Genomic DNA, 20,812 nt, shown 5'->3' with positions numbered 1-20,812 from the left:
CGGTGCGTCGAACGTTACGGTCCCGGGGCGGAGTCCGCATCCCGGATACCGACGCTGACGCTCGTCACGGTCGCGAGATGATCGCTGTTCCCGGCGCGTCGTGTCGTGGAGCTGTGCACGTCGAGGCCCCGCACGAAGACGTGGTCGATGCGGACGAGGGGCAGGGCGGCCGGCCAGGTCATGCCGAGGGTGCCGTCGGTCGGTCGGACCCAGTCGAGCCGGGAGCGGACCGCGCTCAGGGCCGGATCCGCCGACGCGGCGTTGAAGTCTCCGACGACGATGATCGAGCCGGCCTCGTCGTCGGCGACGGCCTGGGCGATGCCCTCCAGCATCATGTCGCGATCGTGCTGCTGTCCCGGGCGCACCGATGCCGCATGCAGGACGTACACGGCGACGTCGGCATCCGGAGTGCGCACCGAGACGCGGAGTGCGCGCTTCCAGTCGAGTCCGAGCGTCAGCGGCACCGCGTCGTCGATCGGGAAGCGGCTCCACACACCCACCGTCCCGATCGCGTACGAGTGCGGGTACTCCTCGGCCAGCGCCGCGCTCGCCGCGGTCAGGCTGTCCCCGTCGAGTTCGGTGAGGGCGATCACGTCGGCGTCGAGGGCCGCGAGATCGTCGGCTGACGCGGCGGCGCCGCCGGAATGCGCGCGTACGTTCTGGCTGACGACGGTCAGCGGCGTGGCATCTGTCGCCGGACTGGTGCCCGGACCAGGGAGCGAGGGGAAGATCGCGACTGCCCAGACGAGAGCGGGGACCAGCAACAGGAGGAGCACGCGACGCGCGAGGAACAGCGCGATGACCGCCACGATCGCGAGCGCGACACCGGTCCACGGCAGGGCGGCGGCCGCGGCCGTGCCGATCAGTCCGGGCACCCAGACGCAGATCACCGCGACCAGCAGGATCAGCCCGGCCACCGCGATGAGCCGTCGCGTGCGCGCGCGGGAGCGCCGAGAGGACGGTCTCGGCGTGGTCGGTCGGACGGATGTGGTGTCGATCGTGCGCTCCTCGGGCAGACCTCCCATTCTGGCGCGGCCGTGCTGTGCACTCGCCGTGTGGAGGCCTGCCGACACGAAGATGCCCCGAGCAGGGGCTCGGGGCATCTTCGTGTCGTGCGGTGTGCGGATCAGGCGCGAGCGGCCTCCGACACGCGGCGAGCCGCGGCGAGAGCCTCTTCGAGGTCGGCCTTGAGGTCGTCGACGTTCTCGATGCCCACCGAGAGACGCACGAGGCCAGGGGTGACGCCGGCCGTGAGCTGCTGCTCGGGCGTGAGCTGGGCATGGGTGGTCGATGCCGGGTGGATCACGAGCGAGCGCACATCGCCGATGTTGGCGAGGTGGCTGAACAGCGACAGGCTGTTGACGAACTCGCGGCCGGCCTCGACACCGCCCTTGAGCTCGAAGGACAGCACGGCGCCGACACCCTTGGGGGCGTACTCGTTCGCCTTGGCGTACCACGGCGAAGAGGGGAGTCCGGAGTAGTTGACGGTCGCGACGTCATCGCGGCTGTCGAGCCACTCGGCGATCTCCTGTGCGTTCTGCACGTGGCGCTCGATGCGCAGCGACAGCGTCTCGACGCCCTGGATGAGGTTCCAGGCGCTCTGCGGGGCGATGGCCGATCCGAGGTCGCGCAGCAGCTGCACGCGCGCCTTGATGATGTACGCGAGCGGGTCGCCGACCGCGGCGGTGTAGCTCGCGCCGTGGTACGAGGGGTCCGGAACCGTGAGACCCGGGAACTTCTCGACGTTCTTCGACCACTCGAACGTGCCGCCGTCGATGATGACGCCACCGATGGTCGTGCCGTGGCCGCCGAGGAACTTCGTGACCGAGTGCACGACGATGTCGGCGCCGAACTCGAACGGGCGGATCAGGTACGGCGTGGCGATCGTGTTGTCGACGATCAGAGGGACGCCGTTCTCGTGCGCGACGTCGGCCACCGTGCGGATGTCGAGGATGTTGATCTGCGGGTTGCCGATGGTCTCGGCGAAGAACAGCTTCGTGTTCGGGCGGACCGCGCGGCGCCATTCCTCGGGGTCGTCCTGGTTCTCGACGAAGGTGACCTCGATGCCGAGCTTCGCGAGGGTGTACTTGAAGAGGTTGTACGTTCCGCCGTAGATCGAGCTCGAGGCGACGAAGTGGTCGCCCGCCTCGGCGATGTTGAGCACGGCGAACGTGGAGGCCGCCTGACCGCTGGACAGGACCAGGGCGCCGGTGCCGCCCTCGAGTGCGGCGAGGCGCTGCTCGAGCACGTCCTGCGTGGGGTTCTGGATGCGGGTGTAGATGTTGCCGAACTCCGCGAGGGCGAAGAGGTTCGCGGCGTGGTCCGCGCTGTCGAACACGTACGACGTCGTCTGGTAGATCGGCGTGGCGCGGGCCTTCGTGACCGGATCGGGTGCGGCACCCGAGTGGATCTGCTTGGTCTCGAAGCGCCAGGACTCGGGTGCGGTCATGTGTTCCCCCTGGAACGTGTGAAGGTCGGATGGCGGATGCCGTTGCAGCGAGAGTACGGAACATCGGCTCATGTCAACAAGGGACGGGAAATGTGACGTAACAGTGCCGGACCGCGAAATCGCGCGGGAACATCGTACGGTGGAGGCATGGTGATCAGACGTGCAGTGGTGACAGGTGCGAGCTCCGGGATCGGCGCGGCGACGGTGCGCGAGCTCCGCGCCCGCGGATGGGATGTCGTCGGCGTCGCCCGACGGGAGGACCGGCTGACCGCGCTCGCCGAGGAGACCGGGGCCTCGGCCATCGCCTGCGACCTCACCGACGCCGCAGCGGTCGACGCGCTCGTGGCCGAGCTCGAGAAGTCCGGGCCCGTGCACGCCCTCGTGCAGGTCGCGGGCGGAGCGCGCGGAACGGATCGCGTGGAGGACGCGTCGATCGACGACTGGCAGTGGATGTTCGACGCCAACGTGCTGGCGACGCAGCGTCTGGTGGCAGGGCTCCTCCCGCTCCTGCGCCGCGCGGCGGCAGCGGACGGGCACGCCGACACCGTGTTCATCACGTCGACGGCCGCGCAGACGGCCTACGCCGGAGGGGCAGGATACAACGCCGCCAAGGCGGCGGAGTCGATGCTCGTCAAGGTGCTCCGTCAGGAGCTCAACGGAGAGCCGGTCCGCGTCGTCGAGGTCGCTCCCGGCATGGTGCACACCGAGGAGTTCACGCTGAACCGTCTCGGCGGCGACACGGTGGCGGCCGAAGCCGTGTACTCCGGCGTCGAGGCGCCGCTCCTCGCAGAAGACGTCGCCGACGTCATCGCCTATGCGCTGGAGTCGCCGGCGCACGTCAACCTCGACCAGATCACGATGCGTCCGGTCGCCCAGTCGGCCCAGCACCTTCTCGCCCGCGGCCCACTGCGCGTGCGATCCATCGATTGACGATGGCCCGCACCCTCGCTGAGCTCGCCGCCGACGGGCAGATCGATCCGGGCTGGGCCGAGGCGCTCGCGCCGGCGCAGGAGCAGATCACCGCCCTGGGGGAGCGTCTCCGTGCCGAGCAGGCAGCCGGTCACGGCTATCTTCCTGCCGGGGAGAACGTGCTTCGCGCCTTCCAGCGGCCGCTGTCGGAGGTGCGGGTCCTCATCACCGGTCAGGACCCGTATCCGACGCCCGGGCATCCGATCGGTCTGTCCTTCGCCGTCGACCGCGAGGTGCGCCCGCTCCCGCGCAGCCTGGCGAACATCTACAAGGAGCGCGAGAGCGATCTCGGCATCCCACCGGCGCCGCACGGCGATCTGACGGCGTGGAGCGACCAGGGCGTGCTGCTGCTCAACCGCGTCCTCACGGTCCGTCCGGGTGCGGCGGCGTCGCATCGCGGCTGGGGCTGGGAGGAGGTCACGGAGCTCGCGATCCGGGCCCTCGTGGCGCGTGAGCAGCCGCTCGTCGCGATCCTGTGGGGCAAGGACGCGGCGAATCTGCAGCCCCTTCTCGGCGAGACGCCGGTCATCGCGTCGGCGCACCCGTCACCGCTGTCGGCGCGCCGCGGTTTCTTCGGCTCGCGGCCCTTCTCGCGGGCGAACGCACTGCTCGAAAAGCTCGGCGCAGATCCGGTGGATTGGAGAGTGGAGGGCGACGCGCCTTCCTCCCTAAGCTGAACCCATGCAGTTCGAGCCGGGAGACCGTCGTCGTGTCCTGCCGCGCCATCTGCGCCCGGAGGCGGCACCGGAGGTGTTCTCGTACGTCATCCGTCCTGCACGCGCCAACGACCTCGCCCATATCCGGGAGATCTACAACCACTTCGTCAGCAACTCCGCAGTGACGCTCGACGAGCGCCGCAGCAGCATCCCGTACTGGCGGGACAAGTTCGCGCTCCTCGAGCGGTTGAAGCTGCCGTTCCTCGTCGCGGTCTCATCGCGGGGCGAGGTGATCGGCTACGCGCTCGCGCAGCCCTGGGCGGGCAAGAACGCCTACCGCTACACGGTCGAGGACTCGATCTACCTCGGTCCGGGTGCCGGCGGCAAGGGGCTCGGTGCGGCCCTGCTGCAAGCGCTCATCGACGCCTGCGAGCAGATCGGACTGCGGGAGATGGTCGCGGTCATCAGCGACAGCGGAGCCGAGGCTTCGATCCGTCTGCACGCCAAGCTGGGCTTCGTCGAGGCCGGGCGGATGGGACGCGTGGGCTACAAGTTCGGGCGCGACCTCGGGACCGTGTACATGCGACGTGTGCTCAAGCCCGTGGGGCGGCGGCGGGGGAGCCTCTTCGGCGGTCGCTGAGGCCGGGTCAGGAGCCGGGGATCACCGGGATCGCCGACAGCAGCTTCTTCGTGTAGGCCTCCTGCGGGTGCAGGAGCACGTCCTTCGTGGAGCCGCGCTCGACGATGTGGCCGTCCTTCATCACGACGACCGCGTCGCACAGGTTCTGCACGACCCCGATGTCGTGCGAGACGAGCAGCAGGGTGAGGGCGGTCGTTCGTCGCAGCTCGATCAGCAGCTCGAGGATCTGCGCGCGCACCGTGACATCGAGAGCGGACAGCGGCTCGTCTCCGACGAGGATGCGCGGACGGTGCACGATGGCTCTGGCGAGTGCGATCCGCTGGCGCTGCCCGCCGGAGAACTCGTGGGGATAGCGGTCGGCCATCTCCGCTTCCAGCCCGACCTGCTCCAGGACCTCGCGGACCCTCGCCCGGTGGTCGCCCTCGATCCCGAGCGCCCACAGCGGTTCGCGCACGATCTGCCCCGCCGACATCCGTGGGTCCAGCGACGCGTACGGGTCCTGGAACACCAGCCCTGTCTCGCGGCGCAGCCAGTGCAGGGACTTCGCGGACGCCGTGGCGTCCACGGCGCGCCCGTCCACGCTCACGGTCCCGGTCGTCGGACGATCGAGCCCCAGCAGGAGGCGGACGAGCGTGGACTTGCCGGAGCCGGACTCGCCGATGATCCCCATCGACGATCCTTCGACGACGTCGAGATCGGTGGGCGCGAGTGCGGTCTGCCGGCGCGTGCGCTCGAAGGAGGAGCGCTTCGGGACGACGAAGTCCCGGCTCAGATCCCGCGCTTCGATCAGGCTCATGACGCGCCGCCATCCGGTCGCCAGAGCGTGGCGGTCGCGTCACGGAGCAGAGCCCGGGTGACGGGAGACGTCGGCGCGGTCAGGAGGGTGGACACGGGTGCCGCCTCGATCACGCGTCCGTGCTCCAGGACGACGCCCTCCGTCGCCACCTGCGCGAGCACGGCGAGATCATGCGTGATGAAGACGAGCGACATGCCCTCCTCGGCGACGAGCGACAGCAGCAGCGAGAGGATCTCGGACTGGATCGTGACGTCGAGCGCCGTGGTCGGCTCGTCGGCGATCAGCAGTCGCGGACGGCATGCGAGGGCCATGGCGATCGCCACGCGCTGCCGCTGGCCGCCGGAGAGCTGGTGCGGGTAGCGGTCCACGATCGACGCCGGATCGGGCAGGCGAACGCGTTCCGCCTCGGCGATCGCGCGGTCTCGAGCCTCGCGGCGGCCGAGCCCCTCGTGGATCCGGATGGACTCCGCGATCTGTCGTCCGACGGTCCGGATCGGGTTGAGCGCGGTCCGGGGCTCCTGGAAGACGATGCCGATGTCGTCGCCGCGCAGCTTCGCGAGCTCGCGATCCGGCATGCCGATCAGCTCGGTGCTGTTCCAGCGGATGCTGCCGCTCGCGGTGGCCCCCTCGGGGAGGAGTCCGAGCACGGCGAGGGCGGTGAGCGACTTGCCGGAGCCGGATTCTCCGATCAGCCCGAGGCGCGAGCCGTCCGGCACGTCGAAGGAGACGCCGTCGACCACCCGACGTCCCTCGATGTCGATGACCAGGTCCTGCACGGCGAGTGTCATGCGACCACCGCCGGGGTGTGCAGCTCCGCCGCACGGTGGCGCAGAGTCGGGTCCGTCGCCTCGCGCAGCCCGTCGCCGAGCAGATTCAGGGCGAGGACCGTGACGGTGATGGTCAGGCCCGGCCAGATCACGGAGAGCGGATGGACGCCGATGTACCGCTGGAGGTCGGCCAGCAGGATGCCCCAGCTCGGCTCGACCACCGATGCGCCGAAGCCGAGGTACGACAGCCCTGCCTCGGCGAGGACGGCGACGGCCATCGACCAGGAGAGCTGCACGATGAACACCGGTGCGACGTTCGGAAGCAGGTGCCGGGCGAGGCTCTGCGCGGGGGTGAGTCCGGATGCGCGGGCGGCGAGCACGAAGTCGCTCTGCTGCACCCGCCTCAGCTCCGGACGGGTGACACGGGCGATGTTGACGCCGAAGCCGATCCCGACCGCCCAGATGACGACCCACAGCGATCCGCCCCATACGGAGGAGATCATCATGGCGATCAGCAGCACGGGGAACGCGATGAGGATGTCGACGAACACGGCGACGGTCTCTCGCACCCAGCGCGTGGTGAGGGCTCCGAGCGCTGCGAGGGAGATGCCGATGACGGTCGCCACCACGCCGGCGCCGACGCTGACGAACACGGCCGTCCGTGCCCCGGCCATGATCAGGCTGAGGATGTCGCGACCGGTGTCGTCGGTGCCGAGCAGGTGCGGCCAGCTGGGCGGCAGCCAGCGGTCGCCGATGTTCGACGACTGCGGATCGAACGGCGTCCAGAACGACGACACGAGCGCGGTGACGGCGATCAGCGCCACGACGATGAGCCCGAAGCGACCGGTCGCCGTCGCCCAGAGCCTCGTCAGCCAGCGGGGGATCATGCGGCCTCCCGCTGTCGGGGGTCGATCGCGCGGTGCAGCAGATCGACGAGGAAGCCGACCACGAGCACGAATCCGGTGAGCACGAGCAGTTCGCTCTGCACCTTGATCAGGTCGCGGGTGCCGACGTCGGCCACGAGCATCCGTCCGATGCCGGGCAGCGTGAACAGCTGCTCGATCACGACCGATCCCACGATGATCCCGGCCACCTGGAGTCCCAGGACCGTGATGATCGACAGACCCACCGCAGGGATGCCGTGTTGGATCAGCGCCCTGGTGCGCGTCAGACCCTTCGCGGCGGCGGTGCGGACGAAGTCCTGGCCGGCCGCCTGCAGCGTGGCGCTGCGGACGAAGCGCATGAGCATCGCGCCCTCGACGATCCCGATCGTGAGCGCAGGGAGCAGCAGAGCTTCGATGGCCTTTCCCGGCGTCGACCAGCCGGTGCGCGGGAACCCCTGCGGCGGCAGCCAGCCGAGCCAGACCGAGAAGACCACGATCAGCATCATGCCCGCCCAGACGACGGGGACGGCCGCGAGCGTCTGGGCACCGACGCTGAGCGCCGTGCCGCCGCGACGGCCGCGGAGGAGCGCCGCGACGATCCCGAAGGGCACGGCGATCAGGATAGCGATCAGCAGTGACATGATCCCGAGCGGGACGGTGACCTGCGACTTGAGGAACAGCTCTTCACCGACGGAGGCACCGGAGAGCAGCGAGGTGCCGAGATCCCCCCGGAAGATGCCGCCGATCCAGTCGGTGTACTGCGCGAGGAGCGGGCGATCGAGTCCGAGCGATTCGCGCAGGGCGTCGACCTCGGCGGGGGAGGCCTGCGTCCCGGCGATCAGCTGCGCGACGTCGCCGGGGAAGACCCGCAGCGTCAGGAAGATGAGCACGCTCGACACGAGGAGCCCTGCGACGAGCAGGGCTCCTCGGAAGAGCGCGTAGCGGAGCACGGAGGGCCGACCGCTCCTACTTCTCGGCGGAGACGGTGACGCCCGCGAGGTTGATGCGCGAGTTGATCGAGTCCTCGGGGAAGCCGGCCACGATCGGGCTCACTGCGGTGACGGTCTCGCCGTTGTACAGCCAGTCCGCGGCGTGGTCCTCGGACACGATGCGGGCGGCCTGCGCGAGGAGCTCGGCGGACTTGTCGGGATCCACCTCGGCCTGCGCCTGCTCGTAGAGCCCCTGGACCTCGGCGTTGTCGTAGCCGAAGTAGTAGTCCGGATTCGCGAAGTTGCCGAAGTCCCGCGGCTCGACGTGCAGCACGAAGCTCAGGTCGTAGTCATGGTTGGTGTAGACGTCCTCGAGCCAGGCGGGGAACTCCACGGAATCGACCTCGAGGGTCACACCGACCTTCGCGAAGTCCGAGATCAGGACCTTCGGCACGGTCGTCCCGTAGAAGCTCGGGATGGTGAGGGTGAGCTCGAGGTCTTCCTGGCCGGCTTCGGCGAGGAGCTCCTTGGCCTTCTCCGGGTCGTACGAGATGACGTCGGAGAGGTCCTCGTAACCGGGGTCGAGCTCCGGGATCGGTCCGTACAGGGTGGTGCCGGCTCCGACGGCCTCGATCAGGGCCTCATGGTCGATGGCCAGACGCAGGGCTTCGCGCACGCGCACGTCGTCGAGCGGCGCCTTCTTGTTGTTGAAGGCCAGCGTCGCCTTGTCGGTGGTGCGGCCCTTGGTGAGCGTGAAGTCCCCGGAGTCCTCGAGCTGCGACGCGAGGTTCGGGTCCACCGCCGTCAGCACGTCGACGTCGCCGGCGAGTGCGGCGTTCACACCGGCCGTGAAGTCGGGGATGTACTGGAACTCCACCTCGGCGACACCGGCCGCCTCGCCCCAGTAGGCCTCGTTGCGCGCGAAGGTGATCGTGCTGCCCTTGTTCCAGCGTGTGAGAGTGAACGGACCCGTGCCGTTCTCTGCCGTCTTCAGGTCCGTCGTGTCACCGGACTTGAAGATCAGTCCCGCGGGCCCGGTGAGGGCGAACAGGAAGTTCTGGTTCGGCGCGGAGAGCACGATCTCGATGGTCGTGGCGTCCGGCGCGGTGATCGAGGCCACCGAGGCGAACTCCGCGTTGCCCTGCACGGTCGCGTCGGTGCGCACGGTCTCGTAGGAGGCGACGACGTCGGCGGATGTGAGCGGGGTGCCGTCGTGGAAGGCGACACCGTCGTTCAGAGTGAACGTGTAGGTGAGCCCGTCGGCGGACACCTCGTAGTCGGAGGCGATCCGGCCCTCGATCTCGTTGTCCTGCGTGCGCGTCACGAGACCCTCGTAGATGTTGTCGATGAGGATCTGCTCGATGGCGGCGCCGCTGGTGTGCCGGATGTCGAGGTTGGTCGGCTCGAGCACGAGTCCCACGTGCAGGGTCGCGTCGGGGTCGGGCTTCCCGGGAGACGAGGACGGGGTCTCCGCGGGGGTGCCGGAGCAGGCGCTGAGGATGACGGCGGTCGCCGCGAGGGCGGAGATCAGCGCGAGACGTCGGGTGCGTCGGAACATGAGGCGTTTCCTCTCGGTGCGGCAGTTGCTGTGTGCCGTTGGATCGAGCCTAGGGATGGCGGGAGGGATGCGGGGCGGATGCGGAACGAATCGTCACAAACCGGTGCCGGGGGAGGTGCCGGCTGCGGCGGAGGCGACGAGGTCGGCGAGCGACGTCGGCGCCGTCTCCTGCACGTTGTGGGTGGCGTCGACGACGACCACGCGCGCCTCGGGGATGCGGCGCTGCAGCTCCGCGGCATCCGCCTCGCTGACGAAGCCGCGGGTGGCGCGCACCAGCGTGATCGGGGCGCGTACGGCCGCCAGGTCGTCCCAGCCGGTCTCGTGCAGCGCGGAGGGGGCGACGGCCGATCCCGGATCGTGGGCAGCGAGCGCTCGAGCAGCGAGATGTGCGAAGTGGTGCTTCCACTCGATGCGCCCGTCCGGCCGCACGCGGGTGTTGAGGAAGACGCCGCGCTCGGTCTCCGGTCGGGTGCCCCCGAAGCCGAGGGACATCGCCTTGTCGACGAGCTCAGCGCGAGTGGCGAAGTCAGTGGGCCCTTCGTAGAAGGCGCGCAGCGCAGCGGGCCCGGCGCTGACGTCGATGCCCGGGGTGATGTCGACCACGACGAGCTCCGACACGAGGTCCGGTCGAGCCGCGGCGAGGGCCGCGCCGGTGAGCCCGCCGAGAGACTGCCCGACGACGAGCTGGGGCTGTGCGGTCCAGGCATCGAGGGCAGCGGCGACGTCGACGGCGAGCGTGCGCGGAGTGTAGTCGGCGTCGGTCCGCCAGGAGGAGTCTCCGTGGCCGGCCAGGTCGATCGCGAGCAGCGGCTGCTGCAGGGCGAGCGAGGTGGTGTCCCAGGTGTGCGCGTTCAGCCCGGCGCCGTGCAGAAGCGTGACCCGTGGTGCCTCGATCCCGAAGCGCAGCGCGCTCACTGTGCGACCACCGGGGAGGGGGAGCGTCACGCGCTCGACCGGGGGGAGAGGGACGCCCAGGGCTTCGGCCTGTGCGGGAAGATAGCTGAACTCGGTGATGTCGATCGCCACGTCCATATTCTGCTCCTCGGATTCGGCGGCAGGAAATTGCGGAGCGATATGACAAGCAATATGCGGACATCTACGGACATATTCACTAGTCATCCTTCTTGGTGCTGAGCATTTCGCATTTCACCGCCTGTCGATGACCGAGGGCGCCCTGTTCGCGCGACGAATATCATGGAGACATGAGCGAGACGCGCGTGCACCTTTCCAAGACCGAGCCGGCGGCGTATCAGGCGCTCGACGCGTTCGCGAGGACGGTCGGCGACATCTGCGCCGCCAACGGCATCGACGATCGACTCAAGGAGATCGTCATGATCCACTGCTCGCAGCTGAACGGATGCAGCTACTGCGCCCGACTCCACGTCGATCGGGCGCTCAAGGCCGGTCTCGACACCGACACGATCACCCAGATCCCGGTCTGGCGTGAGAGCGGCGTGTTCAGCGACCGGGAGCGCGCAGCGCTCGAGCTCGCCGAGGCGTTCACCTTCATCGCCGACGACGGTGTGTCTGACGAGGTCTACGACCTGGTGGGGAGCGTGTTCACCGAGAAGGAGTACGCGGCACTGAGCTGGGCATGCGTCTCCATCAACGCCTTCAACCGCATCGTCATCGCCGGACGCTACCCGGTGCCGCCTCGTACCCCGCAGGCGCAGGCATGACGATCCTCGACATCGACGGCGTCAACAACGTCCGCGACGTCGGCGGCATCCCCGCGGAGGGCGGACGAATCCGCTCGGGCGTGCTGCTGCGATCCGGGCAGCTGTCGGGTGCGACGCCCCGCGGTGCGACCGCGCTGCAGAGCAGCATCCAGCACATCGTCGATCTGCGCGACGGCGAAGAGGTCGCGGCGGAGCCGACCGAGATCGAGGGCCCGGAGACCACGCACCTTCCGCTGTTCCTCGGGTCGGTGCGCTCGTTCTTCGAGGCGGACACGAGCCTCGACGACCTCTACCTGCACCTGCTCGAGGAGAGCGGGGAGCGTCTGGTCGACGCCATCCGGATCATCGCCGAGGGCAAGCCGACGCTCGTGCACTGCACTGTGGGCAAGGACCGGACGGGCGTGACCGTCGCGCTCGCGCTGTCCGCCGTCGGCGCTGATCGCGAGGCTGTGATCGCCGACTACGCGCTCACGGAGTCGCAGTTACCGGCGCAGCGGTCGCAGCGCATCGCGGACTACCTCCGGTCGCAGCATCCCGAGGCGGTGCACGCCGTCGCCCTCGCGACGCAGTCGCCGGCGCCCGTGATGCGTGCGCTGCTGGAGCAGGTCGACGAGCGCTGGGGTTCGGCAGCCGGTTATCTGCGTGCGAACGGGATGACGGATGCCGAGCTGGCAGCTCTGAAGAAGGCACTCGTCGACGAAGGTTAGGCAAGCCTTCACTTGGTGTACCATGGAGACACCATGAACACCTCCCTCGAGCTCCGCAGCACGCGCGCCCAGCGCCGCGAAGCGCGACGCCGTGCGCACCACCTGGTGACCGCTGACGAGCACTCGCTCGCCGACCTCGAGATGTTCCTGGCCACTCTTCCCCTGTGCGCATCCGGCCGCATCTTCATCGAGGTCCCCGACGCATCCGACATCGGCGTGGTCGAGGCTCCCGGACGCATGACCGTCACGTGGCTCGCTCGCGGACAGCGGTCCGGCGCACCGGGCTCCGGGCGCTCGTGCGCACCAGGACAGGCCCTCGCTCGCGCCACCTGCGCATGGGCCGACGAGATGATGTGCGACGACGAGATCCAGACGCACGTCACGCTTCTCGGGGGCTACCTCGGCACGGCGGACATCGTGGATCACCTGACGCACACGCTCGACATCGAGCCCGCGCTCATCCACGCTCCCGAGCGCTTCGGACTGCTGCCCGCCGACCGCTGATCCGTCAGCGCGCGCGGCGCACGTAGTTGCCGTCCTCCAGGCCCGCCTCGATCTCGAAGCGGTTGCGCAGCGGGTCGCGTCCCGCGAACAGGTACAGCAGCGGCATCAGGAAGCCGTAGCGCAGCCACTGCTCCTTGTGCACCGCCTCGTGACGCAGCACCGCGTCCGTCGGACGCGTGTCACCCGTGAGGAAGCATCCGCCGACGCACACTCCGCCCCGGTTGAATGTCCATCTCGGCATGCCCTGGAAGATCCAGAGACCCGCGCGGCGCTCGACCGGGCCCGTGCTCCACAGCGAGCCCCAGAGCCAGCCGACTCCCGTGCCCCACCAGTAGCCGACGCGGCTGATCGGCGAACGCAGCAGGAACGAGGGGATGCGACGATCGAATCGTCGCCCGCGGGCGAGTGCCGCCTCCGCCGTCGGCTTCCAGTCCGCGCTCACGCGACAGCCCCGACCAGGCGCAGAAGGGCGCCCAGATCGTCGACCGCATCCGCCGGGGAGCGAGGCGCGAAACCGGAGATGGTGGCGCCCGCGAGCGGAACCTGTTCCCGCAGCCGACGGATCGCCGCGCTGAGGACTGCGGGGGAGACGCCGAAGGGAGCGGCGGAGGAGACTCCGGCGAGATCCGAGGGATCGAGCACGTCGACGTCGATGTGCACCCAGACGCGGGCCGCTCCCGTCGCGCTGACGGCCTCGGCCAGCGCATCGGTGCGCGCGAGGTCGTCGACGGAGAGCTGTGTGAGCGTGTCGAGCTGGTCGACCTCCGCGTCATCGACGTCGCGCATGCCGACCGTGACGATGCGATCGCGCGGGATGCCGGGGGAGAGCACGATCTGCTCCTCTCCCTGCCCGAGCACGGCGCGCAGGGCCATGCCGGAGAAGGCTCCGGACGGCGAGGTCTCCGGCGTGTGGAGGTCGCCGTGCGCATCGCACCACACCACCGCGAGGTCATCCGTTCCGCCCGGCAGCGCCGCGAGGGCCGCGACGGTGACGCTGCAGTCGCCGCCGATGATGACGGTGTCCTCCTGCAGATGCTCGCGCACCAGTTCGCGAGTCCGCAGCAGCGCGCTCAGGCGACGGACGCCGGTGCCGAGTGACTCTCCGGCTTCGACGGGCACATCGAGCAGGGTCGTCGCCGCGCGCGGAAGGTCGCCGGCGATCGCGGAGGCGCCGTCGACGAGGAGCATCGCGCGCGGTGCGGGCGAGCCCTGCCACTGCGGGACGACGAGGAATCGCACCATGGGTTGCCTCCGGGGGAGAAAGCGCCGATGCCCCGGACGAGTGGTGTCCGGGGCATCGGCGGGGTGTGTCAGGAGCCTTCGATGGCCTGGCGCGGCGCGGTGCCGCCGGCCTTGAGCTCGGCGAGGCGCGCCTCGACCTCGGTCAGCTCGCCGAGGTCTTCCAGGCTCTCGAACTGCGCGTCGAGGCTGGAGGCCGCAAGCTCGATCTTGCCCTGGGCGATGGCCTCCTGGCGGCGGACCTTGTCTTCGAAGCGCCCGAGCTCGCTGGTGGGGTCGAGGACGTTGATCGAACCGACGGCGTCCTGCACCTTGGTCTGCGCCTCGGCGACCTTGGCACGGGCGAGCAGCTCGCTGCGCTTGTTCTTCAGCTCGCCGAGCTTGTCCTTCATGCCGTTGAGGCCGCTCTTGAGCTTGTCGACGATCTCGGTCTGCGCGGCGATCTGCGGCTCGGCGCCGGTCGCCTCGCGCTCGGCGCTGATCTGGCGCTGCAGCGCGATCTTCGCGAGGTTGTCGAACTTGTCGGCGTCCGCGGCGTTGCCGGTCGTGCGCATCTCGTCGGCCTTGCGGCTGGCGGCGAGAGCCTTGTTGCCCCACTCGGTGGCCGCCTGGACGTCTTCTTCGTGATCGCGCTCGAGCAGGCGCAGGTTGCCGATGGTCTCGGCGATCGCGGACTCGGCGTCGGCGATGCTGTTCGTGTAGTCGCGAACGAGCTGATCGATCATCTTCTGCGGGTCTTCGGCAGAGTCGAGGAGCGAGTTGATGTTCGCGCGGACGAGGGTCGAGATACGTCCGAAGATGGACTGCTTGGTCATGCGTGATTCCTTTCAGAGGGACGGAGTCGTGAGCCTGGGGTACCTGTCGATGTGCGGATCAGAAGCGCCTACCTCCGGATCGACCGCTGCGGCCGCTGCTGCTGCTGCGGGAACTGCTCCGCGAGCTGCTGCGGGAGCCTCCTCCGAAACCGGAGCTGCGGTAGCCGCCGCCCCCTCCGGAGCGCCAGCTGCTGCTGCGGGAGGAGCTTCCGCCGCCTCCACCACCGGAGAGGAGTCCGCCGATGATGCCGCCGAGGATGTCGCCACCGATTCCCGAGCCGCCGGACGACGAGCCGGAGCCGCCGAACAGCCCGCCTCCCCATCCGTCGTCCGCGGCGGAGGGGGAGTTGTAGGACTGCACGTCGGACTGAGCGGCGTAGGTCGCCTGGCGCACCAGCTCGACCGCGCGGTTCGCCTCGGCCAGTGCCGCCTCGGCATCCGTCGCCCGCAGATTCTGCGCCTGGGTCAGGCTGGCCTCGGCAGAGGCGAGGCGGGTGCGCGCGGTGGAGCCCACCGTGCCGCGGCGGGTCTCGATGTACTCGCGCGTCGCGCGGATCTCGGAGTTCGCCTGAGTCAGGGTCTGGTCGAGGACCTGCTGCACCCGACGGGCGCGTTCTGCGGTCTCCCGACCCTGCGCGAGGGCGGCGTCGATCTGCGCGTTCGCAGCCGTGAGCGTCGCGAACGCGGCCTGCGGGTTGCGGCCCGCGCCGGCCAGCTGCGTCTGCGCCAGCTGCACCTGCTGGGCCGTCGCGGATGCGGCCGCGGCGATCGTGCCGCCGGCATCCGGAAGCTGCTGGGCTGCGGCGAGATCGCCCTGCAGTTCGACGATCAGCGCCTGCGCTTGGGTCTCGATCGTCGCGAGCTCCTGCCCGAGCGCCGTGATGGCCTGTGCGAGCTGCGCCGACTGCGCGACCGACTGCTCGGCGGTGCGGATCGCGAACGCTGCTTCGCCGGATCGACCGGCCGCGATCGCCTGGCCTGCGGCCTCGATCGAGCGATCCGCGAGAGTGGCGCGCTCCTGCGCGTGAGCGGGATTGTCCGACACGGTGCTGAGCGCTGCGGGATCGTACGAGGCCGACAGCGCCGCCAGGGCGGGAGCGGCCGATGCGAGAACGGGTGCCAGGGCCGCCCGCTCGCCGCGAACCCGCTCGAGCTCCTGAGGGGCGTTCTGCTCGAGCTTGCGCAGCTCGTCGAAGGCCTCGGTGTTCTCCTCCAGGACGTCGCCGATCTCGTCGGCGAGCTGGATGATGCGGATGTGCCAGGCCCGGTGGTCCTGGATCGTGTCCTCGATCTCGTCGTCGAGCTTCTGCTTGAGGTCGAAGGCCTCGGACATCTTCGCCTTCGCCGCCTCGACGGCATGCGTGAACTCGGCCGTGGCGCCCTCGCCGAACTGCGCGACGGCGAATCCGAGCTCCTCCTTGCTCGAGGTGATCGCATCGTCGGCCTGCACGAGGGCGACCCCTGCCTGCGTCTCGACCTGCTCGTCGGTGAGTGTGGAGAACGGATCGTTCGGGTCGGGCGTCTCGGGCATCGCGCCGCGCCGCCGCACCTCGGCGTCGCGTCGCGAGCGGCGGACGAGCGCGATGACGAGCCACAGGAGCAGGCCGGCCGCCACGACGGCGCCGATGATCAGCGCCACGCGCAGAGCGCCCGCGCCGCCGTCGCCCTGGATCTCGTCGGCCGCGAGCGTGATCGCCCCGACCCAGTCGTTCTGCGCGGCGAGCGGCACCATCTTGTTCTCGACGTCGTCGAGCTTGCTGTCGCTCAGCGGGCCGTCGGGTGCGGCGGAGATGTAGTAGCTGCGGCCCTCGACGGCGATCGCGAGCAGATACTGCTCGGAGCCGAGGTTGTTGTTCTGCGCGACCGTGTCCGCCCACTCGGCGTTGTCAGAGGGGGAGGAGAAGTCGTCGACCAGGACGACGAAGAGGTCGGCGTTCGAGTTCGCGCTCAATTCCGTCAGACGGGCCTCGACGGCATCCTCTTGCGCGGAGCTCAGCACCCCGGCGTCGTCGGTGACGTACCCGGAGTCGAGCGTGAGCGGATCGGTGGCGGATGCCGCGGAGGCGGAGAACGCCCCTGCGACGGCGGCCACGGTCAACGCGGCCAGCGTGAGCCACCGTTTCGTCATGCTTTTCCCTCCGACCGGCAGCCGAGCCCCATGGCACGAGTCTATGCACAGAGGCCGACACGCGACAGCATCCCTTGCCCGATCTCCGTTCGCCATCAGCGGAGACACATACGCTGGAAGGCATGGATGACCGGTACGGATCGGATGTGCTCTCGGCGGGCTGGCGCGAGCGCGGGGCGAAGAAGGTGCCGCAGGTGCCGGCCGAGATCGACCTCGTGGTCGAGGTCGCGGACGACGGCTACTGCGGCGCCGTGACCCGTGTGCAGGGCGGCAACGTGGAGCTCGAGGACCGCCTCGGTCGAAAGCGGCTGTTCCCGCTCGGCGGTGGGTTCCTGATCGACGGCGCTCCCGTGCGACTCGTCGTTCCCGCAGCGTCGGAGCAGGGTCCGCGGCGCACGGCATCCGGATCCTTCGTCGTCGCCGATCAGCGCGCACGCGTCGCGCTGCCCAGCCGCATCCTCGTCGAGGGCAAGCACGACGCAGAGCTCGTCGAGAAGGTGTGGGGCGCGGACCTCCGCGTCGAGGGCGTCGTCGTCGAGTTCCTGCAGGGCGTCGACCTGCTCGACGATCTGCTGGCCGCGGAACCGCCGAGCGCGAGCCGCCGCTACGGAGTGCTCGTCGACCACCTCGTTCCCGGATCGAAGGAGTCCCGCATCGCGGATGCCGTGGCGCGCGGTCCGCACGGCCGCCACCTGCGCATCGTCGGGCATCCGTTCGTCGACGTGTGGCAGTGCGTGACTCCGCGCGCCCTCGGCATCGCGAAGTGGCCGGAGATCCCTCGCGGCACCGACTGGAAGACCGGCATCTGCCGCGCGTTCGGCTGGCCGTACGAGACCCAGGCCGACACCGGGCGCGCGTGGCAGCACATCCTCTCGAAGGTGACGACCTACCGGGACCTCGAGCCGGCGCTGCTGGGGCGCGTCGAAGAGCTCATCGACTTCGTGACCGCGCCCGCGGAGTGAGCGTCTCCGCCGACTACCCTGGAATCATGCCCGAACCCCGCACCTTCCGTGACGAGCCGGTGTCCTTCGTACGCCGCAGCGGCCGCATGTCGGAGGCGCAGGACCGCGCCTTCTCCGACCTGGCCCCGCACTATCTGCTCGACGTCCCGCGGGACGTGGCCTGGACGTCGGTGCACCCGGAGGCGCGCCTGGATCCCGCTGAGGAATACGGTCGCGCCGCCGACCTGTACGTCGAGATCGGCTCGGGGCAGGGCCACGCGATCGTTGCGGCGGCCTCGTCGCGCCCTGCAGACGACTTCCTCGCCGTGGAGGTCTTCCGCGCCGGCCTCGCCCGCACGATGCTCGACGCCGATCGGGAGGGCGCTCGCAACCTCCGCGTCGTCGAGGCCAACGCGCCAGAGGTGCTGGCCTCGTTCCTCCCGGAGGCCGCGGCCCGGGAGGTGTGGATCTTCTTCCCCGACCCGTGGCACAAGAAGAAGCACACCAAGCGGCGCCTGGTGCGCCCAGGATTCGCCGACAACGCGGCGCGGGCGCTGCGCGACGGCGGACTCCTGAGACTCGCCACCGACTGGGAGGACTACGCCCAGCAGATGCGCGAGGTGCTCGATGCGGAGCCGCTGTTCGAGCGCGCGTTCGACGGCGAGTGGGCCGAGCGCTTCGACGGTCGGGTCATGACGGCGTTCGAGCGCAAGGGCATCGCGAAGGGACGCGACATCCGCGATCTCGTGTATCGGCGGCGGGACCGCGCGTGACCGTCGTGCGGGGCGACACCGCGCTCGGACGCGGCATCGCGCCCGCGCTCCTCGTCTGCGCCGCGGCGCCCGCGTTCTTCGTCCTGGAGATCCCGTGGCTCGGCTGGGTGCTGCTGGCGCTGGGCGTCGGTGCCGCCTGGGCTCTCGAGCGCGGGAAGGTGACAGCATCCGATCCCTCGCTGACCAGGGACCTGTCGCTCATCGCCGTGGGCATGCTGATCGTCAGCGTGATCCCGCTCGCCGCCGAGCTCGACGACATGGCGATGCTCCGGTTCACGCTCGCTCTGGGCGGGGCGGTCGTGGTGCCCTACGTGATCTCCCGGTTCGTCTACCGCGACCGTGCCATCAGCTTCCCCTGGCGCACCCGCAAGCGCTGGGGCCGCCTCCAGTGGGGCTGGCTCGTCGCGGTGCTGGTGCTCGGGTGGCTGATCCTGCCGTTCTACTTCATCACCAGCGGCGTCTATCAGAACTGGCCGGTCGTCGACACGCCCGAGCTGATCGTGCGACTGTTCGTCGGCGTCGGCGCCGTCGGCATCTGGGACGAGCTCTTCTTCATCTGCACGGTGTTCGCCCTGCTGCGCCGGCACTTCCCCGACGTGGTCGCGAACGTGCTGCAGGCGATCGTGTTCGTGTCGTTCCTCTGGGAGCTCGGCTACCGCGAGTGGGGTCCGCTGCTCACGATCCCGTTCGCTCTGCTGCAGGGCTTCATCTTCCTGCGGACGCACTCTCTCGCCTATGTCGTGACGGTGCACCTGCTCTTCGACGCTGTCGTCTTCGCCGTCCTCGTGCACGCGCACAACCCCGGACTTCTGCCGATCTTCCTCGTCTGAGCCGGCTGTTCTGAGAGAATCGGTCCATGCTCATCGTCGGTCTCGTCCTCGCCGCAGCCGCTGCGGCCTTCCACGTGTTCATCTTCGCGCTCGAGTCGCTGAAGTGGACCGAGCCCGAGACGAGGAAGATCTTCGGCGTCGCCAGCGAGGCGGATGCCGTCACGATGAAGCAGCTCGCCTTCAACCAGGGCTTCTACAACCTCTTCCTGGCGCTGACGACGCTGCTCGGCATCGGTCTCGTGATCGTCGGGTCACCCACCGTCGGGTTGACGCTCGTCTTCGCCGGCACCGGCATGATGGCCGCCGCCGCGCTCGTGCTGGTGCTCTCGGACCGCACGAAGATCCGTGCCGCGGTGATGCAGGGGACGCTCCCGCTCCTCGCCGTGATCGGCACGGCGATCGGCATCGCTCTCGGCTGAGAGGGGTGACATCCGGTCCACCAGCCGCCACACTCGTTGCATGGCCGACTGGGTGCTGCACGTGGACATGGATCAGTTCATCGCCGCTGTCGAGGTGCTGCGCCGCCCCGAGCTCGCCGGCCGTCCTGTGATCGTGGGCGGACGCGGCGACCCGACCGAGCGCGCCGTGGTCTCGACCGCATCCTACGAGGCGCGGGAGTTCGGCATCGGCTCGGGGATGCCGCTCAAGATCGCCGCGCGGAAGGCGCCGGAGGACGCGGTGTTCCTGCCCGTGGATCACGAGGCGTACGCAGCCGCCTCCGCCGAGGTCATGACAGCGCTGCGAACCCTCCCCGGCGTCGTGCTGGAGGTGATCGGCTGGGACGAGTGCTTCCTCGGGGTGACCACCGACGACCCGGAGCAGACGGCGCGCGATGCGCAGGCGGCCGTGCTCGACGCGACCGGCCTGCACTGCTCGGTCGGCATCGGCGACAACAAGGTGCGCGCCAAGATCGCGACCGAGTTCGGCAAGCCCCGGGGCACCTTCCGGCTCACCGAGGAGAACTGGTTCGAGGTGATGGGTGCGAAGCCCACGCGTGATCTCTGGGGCGTGGGATCGAAGGTGCAGAAGCGCCTCGCCGATCACGGCATCCAGACGGTCAGAGAGCTCGCGGATGCCGACGAGCAGGAGCTCGTGACGGAGTTCGGCCCGAAGATGGGCGTCTGGTATCACGGCCTCGGATCCGGCCTCGGGCCGCACGTCGTCGACGACACGCCCTGGATCGCGCGCAGCCACAGTCGGGAGACGACCTTTCAGCAGAACCTCACGACCACGGCGGAGGTCGAGGCCTCGCTCCGCGAGCTCGCCGGGCAGGCCTTCGACGACTGCGCAGCCGAGGGGCGGCCGGTCATCCGCGTCCATCTGAAGGTTCGGTACGCGCCGTTCGAGACGAAGACGCTGGGCCGCAAGCTCGCCTCTCCGACCGAGCGACGGGACGACGTCATCGACGCGGCTGTCGCGCTCGGCTCGACTCTGGACGCCGAGCGCGAGATCCGCCTGCTGGGCGTCCGCGTGGAGATGGCGATGCCGGACGACGGCGACCCCGTCGAGCGGACGCCGGTGCGCGGCCGGATCTGAGCAGGGAGCCGA

23 protein-coding genes are annotated in these 20,812 nt (G+C 69.7%); 11 read left to right on the top strand and 12 right to left on the bottom strand.

What is annotated here, in order from left to right:
* Positions 1–14: 14 nt before the first annotated feature.
* Positions 15–1,025, bottom strand: coding sequence for an endonuclease/exonuclease/phosphatase family protein (locus MRBLWH11_RS17335; RefSeq protein ID WP_341945727.1), 1,011 nt, complete (start codon positions 1,023–1,025; stop codon positions 15–17).
* A gap of 101 nt (positions 1,026–1,126) precedes the next feature.
* A complete protein-coding gene (locus MRBLWH11_RS17330) occupies positions 1,127–2,449 on the bottom strand; it encodes a bifunctional o-acetylhomoserine/o-acetylserine sulfhydrylase (RefSeq protein WP_116635316.1) in 1,323 nt (440 codons plus the stop codon).
* 147 nt (positions 2,450–2,596) lie between these two features.
* Here MRBLWH11_RS17330 and MRBLWH11_RS17325 point away from each other — a divergent pair, with 147 nt between their 5' ends.
* The 3 genes from MRBLWH11_RS17325 to MRBLWH11_RS17315 are packed head-to-tail and all read left to right on the top strand — an operon-like array spanning position 2,597 to position 4,714.
* Positions 2,597–3,379, top strand: coding sequence for an SDR family oxidoreductase (locus MRBLWH11_RS17325; protein WP_207769950.1), 783 nt, complete (start codon positions 2,597–2,599; stop codon positions 3,377–3,379).
* A gap of 2 nt (positions 3,380–3,381) precedes the next feature.
* Positions 3,382–4,095 (top strand): uracil-DNA glycosylase, encoded by a 714-nt coding sequence (locus MRBLWH11_RS17320; RefSeq protein WP_341945726.1) that lies wholly within the window; start codon positions 3,382–3,384, stop codon positions 4,093–4,095.
* A 4-nt stretch (positions 4,096–4,099) separates the two neighbouring features.
* Positions 4,100–4,714, top strand: coding sequence for an N-acetyltransferase family protein (locus MRBLWH11_RS17315; protein ID WP_341945725.1), 615 nt, complete (start codon positions 4,100–4,102; stop codon positions 4,712–4,714).
* A gap of 7 nt (positions 4,715–4,721) precedes the next feature.
* On the opposite strand, the gene MRBLWH11_RS17310 is transcribed toward MRBLWH11_RS17315, so the two are convergent.
* From MRBLWH11_RS17310 to MRBLWH11_RS17285, 6 genes are all read right to left on the bottom strand, one after another.
* On the bottom strand, positions 4,722–5,510 hold the full coding sequence (locus tag MRBLWH11_RS17310) for an ABC transporter ATP-binding protein (RefSeq protein ID WP_341945724.1): 789 nt from the start codon (positions 5,508–5,510) through the stop codon (positions 4,722–4,724).
* Positions 5,507–6,298: an ABC transporter ATP-binding protein gene (locus MRBLWH11_RS17305; protein ID WP_341945723.1), complete on the bottom strand. Its 792-nt coding sequence runs from the start codon at positions 6,296–6,298 to the stop codon at positions 5,507–5,509. Before MRBLWH11_RS17305 ends, MRBLWH11_RS17310 begins: the two co-directional genes overlap by 4 nt.
* Positions 6,295–7,164 carry an ABC transporter permease gene (locus MRBLWH11_RS17300; RefSeq protein ID WP_341945722.1) on the bottom strand — a complete coding sequence of 290 codons (870 nt, stop codon included), beginning with the start codon at positions 7,162–7,164 and terminating at the stop codon, positions 6,295–6,297. Before MRBLWH11_RS17300 ends, MRBLWH11_RS17305 begins: the two co-directional genes overlap by 4 nt.
* Positions 7,161–8,111, bottom strand: a complete 951-nt coding sequence (locus MRBLWH11_RS17295; RefSeq protein WP_341945721.1) for an ABC transporter permease — start codon at positions 8,109–8,111, stop codon at positions 7,161–7,163. Before MRBLWH11_RS17295 ends, MRBLWH11_RS17300 begins: the two co-directional genes overlap by 4 nt.
* Positions 8,112–8,127: 16 nt before the next feature.
* A complete protein-coding gene (locus MRBLWH11_RS17290) occupies positions 8,128–9,648 on the bottom strand; it encodes an ABC transporter substrate-binding protein (RefSeq protein WP_341945720.1) in 1,521 nt (506 codons plus the stop codon).
* 93 nt (positions 9,649–9,741) lie between these two features.
* Positions 9,742–10,680 carry an alpha/beta hydrolase gene (locus MRBLWH11_RS17285; protein WP_341945719.1) on the bottom strand — a complete coding sequence of 313 codons (939 nt, stop codon included), beginning with the start codon at positions 10,678–10,680 and terminating at the stop codon, positions 9,742–9,744.
* Positions 10,681–10,850: 170 nt separating this feature from the next.
* On the opposite strand from MRBLWH11_RS17285, the gene MRBLWH11_RS17280 reads away from it, so the two are divergent.
* Genes MRBLWH11_RS17280 through MRBLWH11_RS17270 form a run of 3 tightly spaced genes read left to right on the top strand, consistent with a single transcriptional unit; the run spans position 10,851 to position 12,538 of the window.
* A complete protein-coding gene (locus MRBLWH11_RS17280) occupies positions 10,851–11,327 on the top strand; it encodes a carboxymuconolactone decarboxylase family protein (RefSeq protein ID WP_116635307.1) in 477 nt (158 codons plus the stop codon).
* On the top strand, positions 11,324–12,034 hold the full coding sequence (locus tag MRBLWH11_RS17275) for a tyrosine-protein phosphatase (protein ID WP_341945718.1): 711 nt from the start codon (positions 11,324–11,326) through the stop codon (positions 12,032–12,034). Before MRBLWH11_RS17280 ends, MRBLWH11_RS17275 begins: the two co-directional genes overlap by 4 nt.
* A gap of 33 nt (positions 12,035–12,067) precedes the next feature.
* Positions 12,068–12,538 (top strand): SIP domain-containing protein, encoded by a 471-nt coding sequence (locus MRBLWH11_RS17270; protein ID WP_116635305.1) that lies wholly within the window; start codon positions 12,068–12,070, stop codon positions 12,536–12,538.
* A gap of 4 nt (positions 12,539–12,542) precedes the next feature.
* On the opposite strand, the gene MRBLWH11_RS17265 is transcribed toward MRBLWH11_RS17270, so the two are convergent.
* The 4 genes from MRBLWH11_RS17265 to MRBLWH11_RS17250 form a co-directional block, all read right to left on the bottom strand.
* A complete protein-coding gene (locus MRBLWH11_RS17265; protein WP_341945717.1) occupies positions 12,543–12,980 on the bottom strand; it encodes a Fe-S oxidoreductase in 438 nt (145 codons plus the stop codon).
* Positions 12,977–13,780, bottom strand: coding sequence for an arginase family protein (locus tag MRBLWH11_RS17260; protein WP_341945716.1), 804 nt, complete (start codon positions 13,778–13,780; stop codon positions 12,977–12,979). The genes MRBLWH11_RS17265 and MRBLWH11_RS17260 overlap by 4 nt, the downstream gene beginning before the upstream one ends.
* A gap of 68 nt (positions 13,781–13,848) precedes the next feature.
* Positions 13,849–14,592, bottom strand: coding sequence for a PspA/IM30 family protein (locus MRBLWH11_RS17255; RefSeq protein ID WP_116635302.1), 744 nt, complete (start codon positions 14,590–14,592; stop codon positions 13,849–13,851).
* 58 nt (positions 14,593–14,650) lie between these two features.
* Positions 14,651–16,720: a TPM domain-containing protein gene (locus MRBLWH11_RS17250; protein ID WP_341945715.1), complete on the bottom strand. Its 2,070-nt coding sequence runs from the start codon at positions 16,718–16,720 to the stop codon at positions 14,651–14,653.
* Positions 16,721–16,842: 122 nt separating this feature from the next.
* Between MRBLWH11_RS17250 and MRBLWH11_RS17245 the strand changes: the two genes are divergently transcribed.
* The 5 genes from MRBLWH11_RS17245 to MRBLWH11_RS17225 are packed head-to-tail and all read left to right on the top strand — an operon-like array spanning position 16,843 to position 20,800.
* Positions 16,843–17,682, top strand: coding sequence for a DUF3097 domain-containing protein (locus MRBLWH11_RS17245; protein ID WP_341945714.1), 840 nt, complete (start codon positions 16,843–16,845; stop codon positions 17,680–17,682).
* 26 nt (positions 17,683–17,708) lie between these two features.
* Entirely contained in the window at positions 17,709–18,434 is a 726-nt protein-coding gene (trmB, locus tag MRBLWH11_RS17240; protein ID WP_341945713.1) for a tRNA (guanosine(46)-N7)-methyltransferase TrmB, read from the top strand.
* Positions 18,431–19,264 carry a CPBP family intramembrane glutamic endopeptidase gene (locus tag MRBLWH11_RS17235; protein ID WP_341945712.1) on the top strand — a complete coding sequence of 278 codons (834 nt, stop codon included), beginning with the start codon at positions 18,431–18,433 and terminating at the stop codon, positions 19,262–19,264. Before trmB ends, MRBLWH11_RS17235 begins: the two co-directional genes overlap by 4 nt.
* Positions 19,265–19,290: 26 nt before the next feature.
* On the top strand, positions 19,291–19,683 hold the full coding sequence (locus MRBLWH11_RS17230; RefSeq protein WP_116635298.1) for a DUF1304 domain-containing protein: 393 nt from the start codon (positions 19,291–19,293) through the stop codon (positions 19,681–19,683).
* A gap of 40 nt (positions 19,684–19,723) precedes the next feature.
* Complete coding sequence (locus tag MRBLWH11_RS17225; protein WP_341945711.1) at positions 19,724–20,800, top strand: DNA polymerase IV; 1,077 nt, start codon at positions 19,724–19,726, stop codon at positions 20,798–20,800.
* Positions 20,801–20,812 lie beyond the last annotated feature (12 nt).

The sequence above is a fragment of the Microbacterium sp. LWH11-1.2 genome, assembly GCF_038397745.1.
Classification (GTDB): domain Bacteria; phylum Actinomycetota; class Actinomycetes; order Actinomycetales; family Microbacteriaceae; genus Microbacterium.
This window is presented reverse-complemented; position numbering and strand designations above follow the sequence as displayed.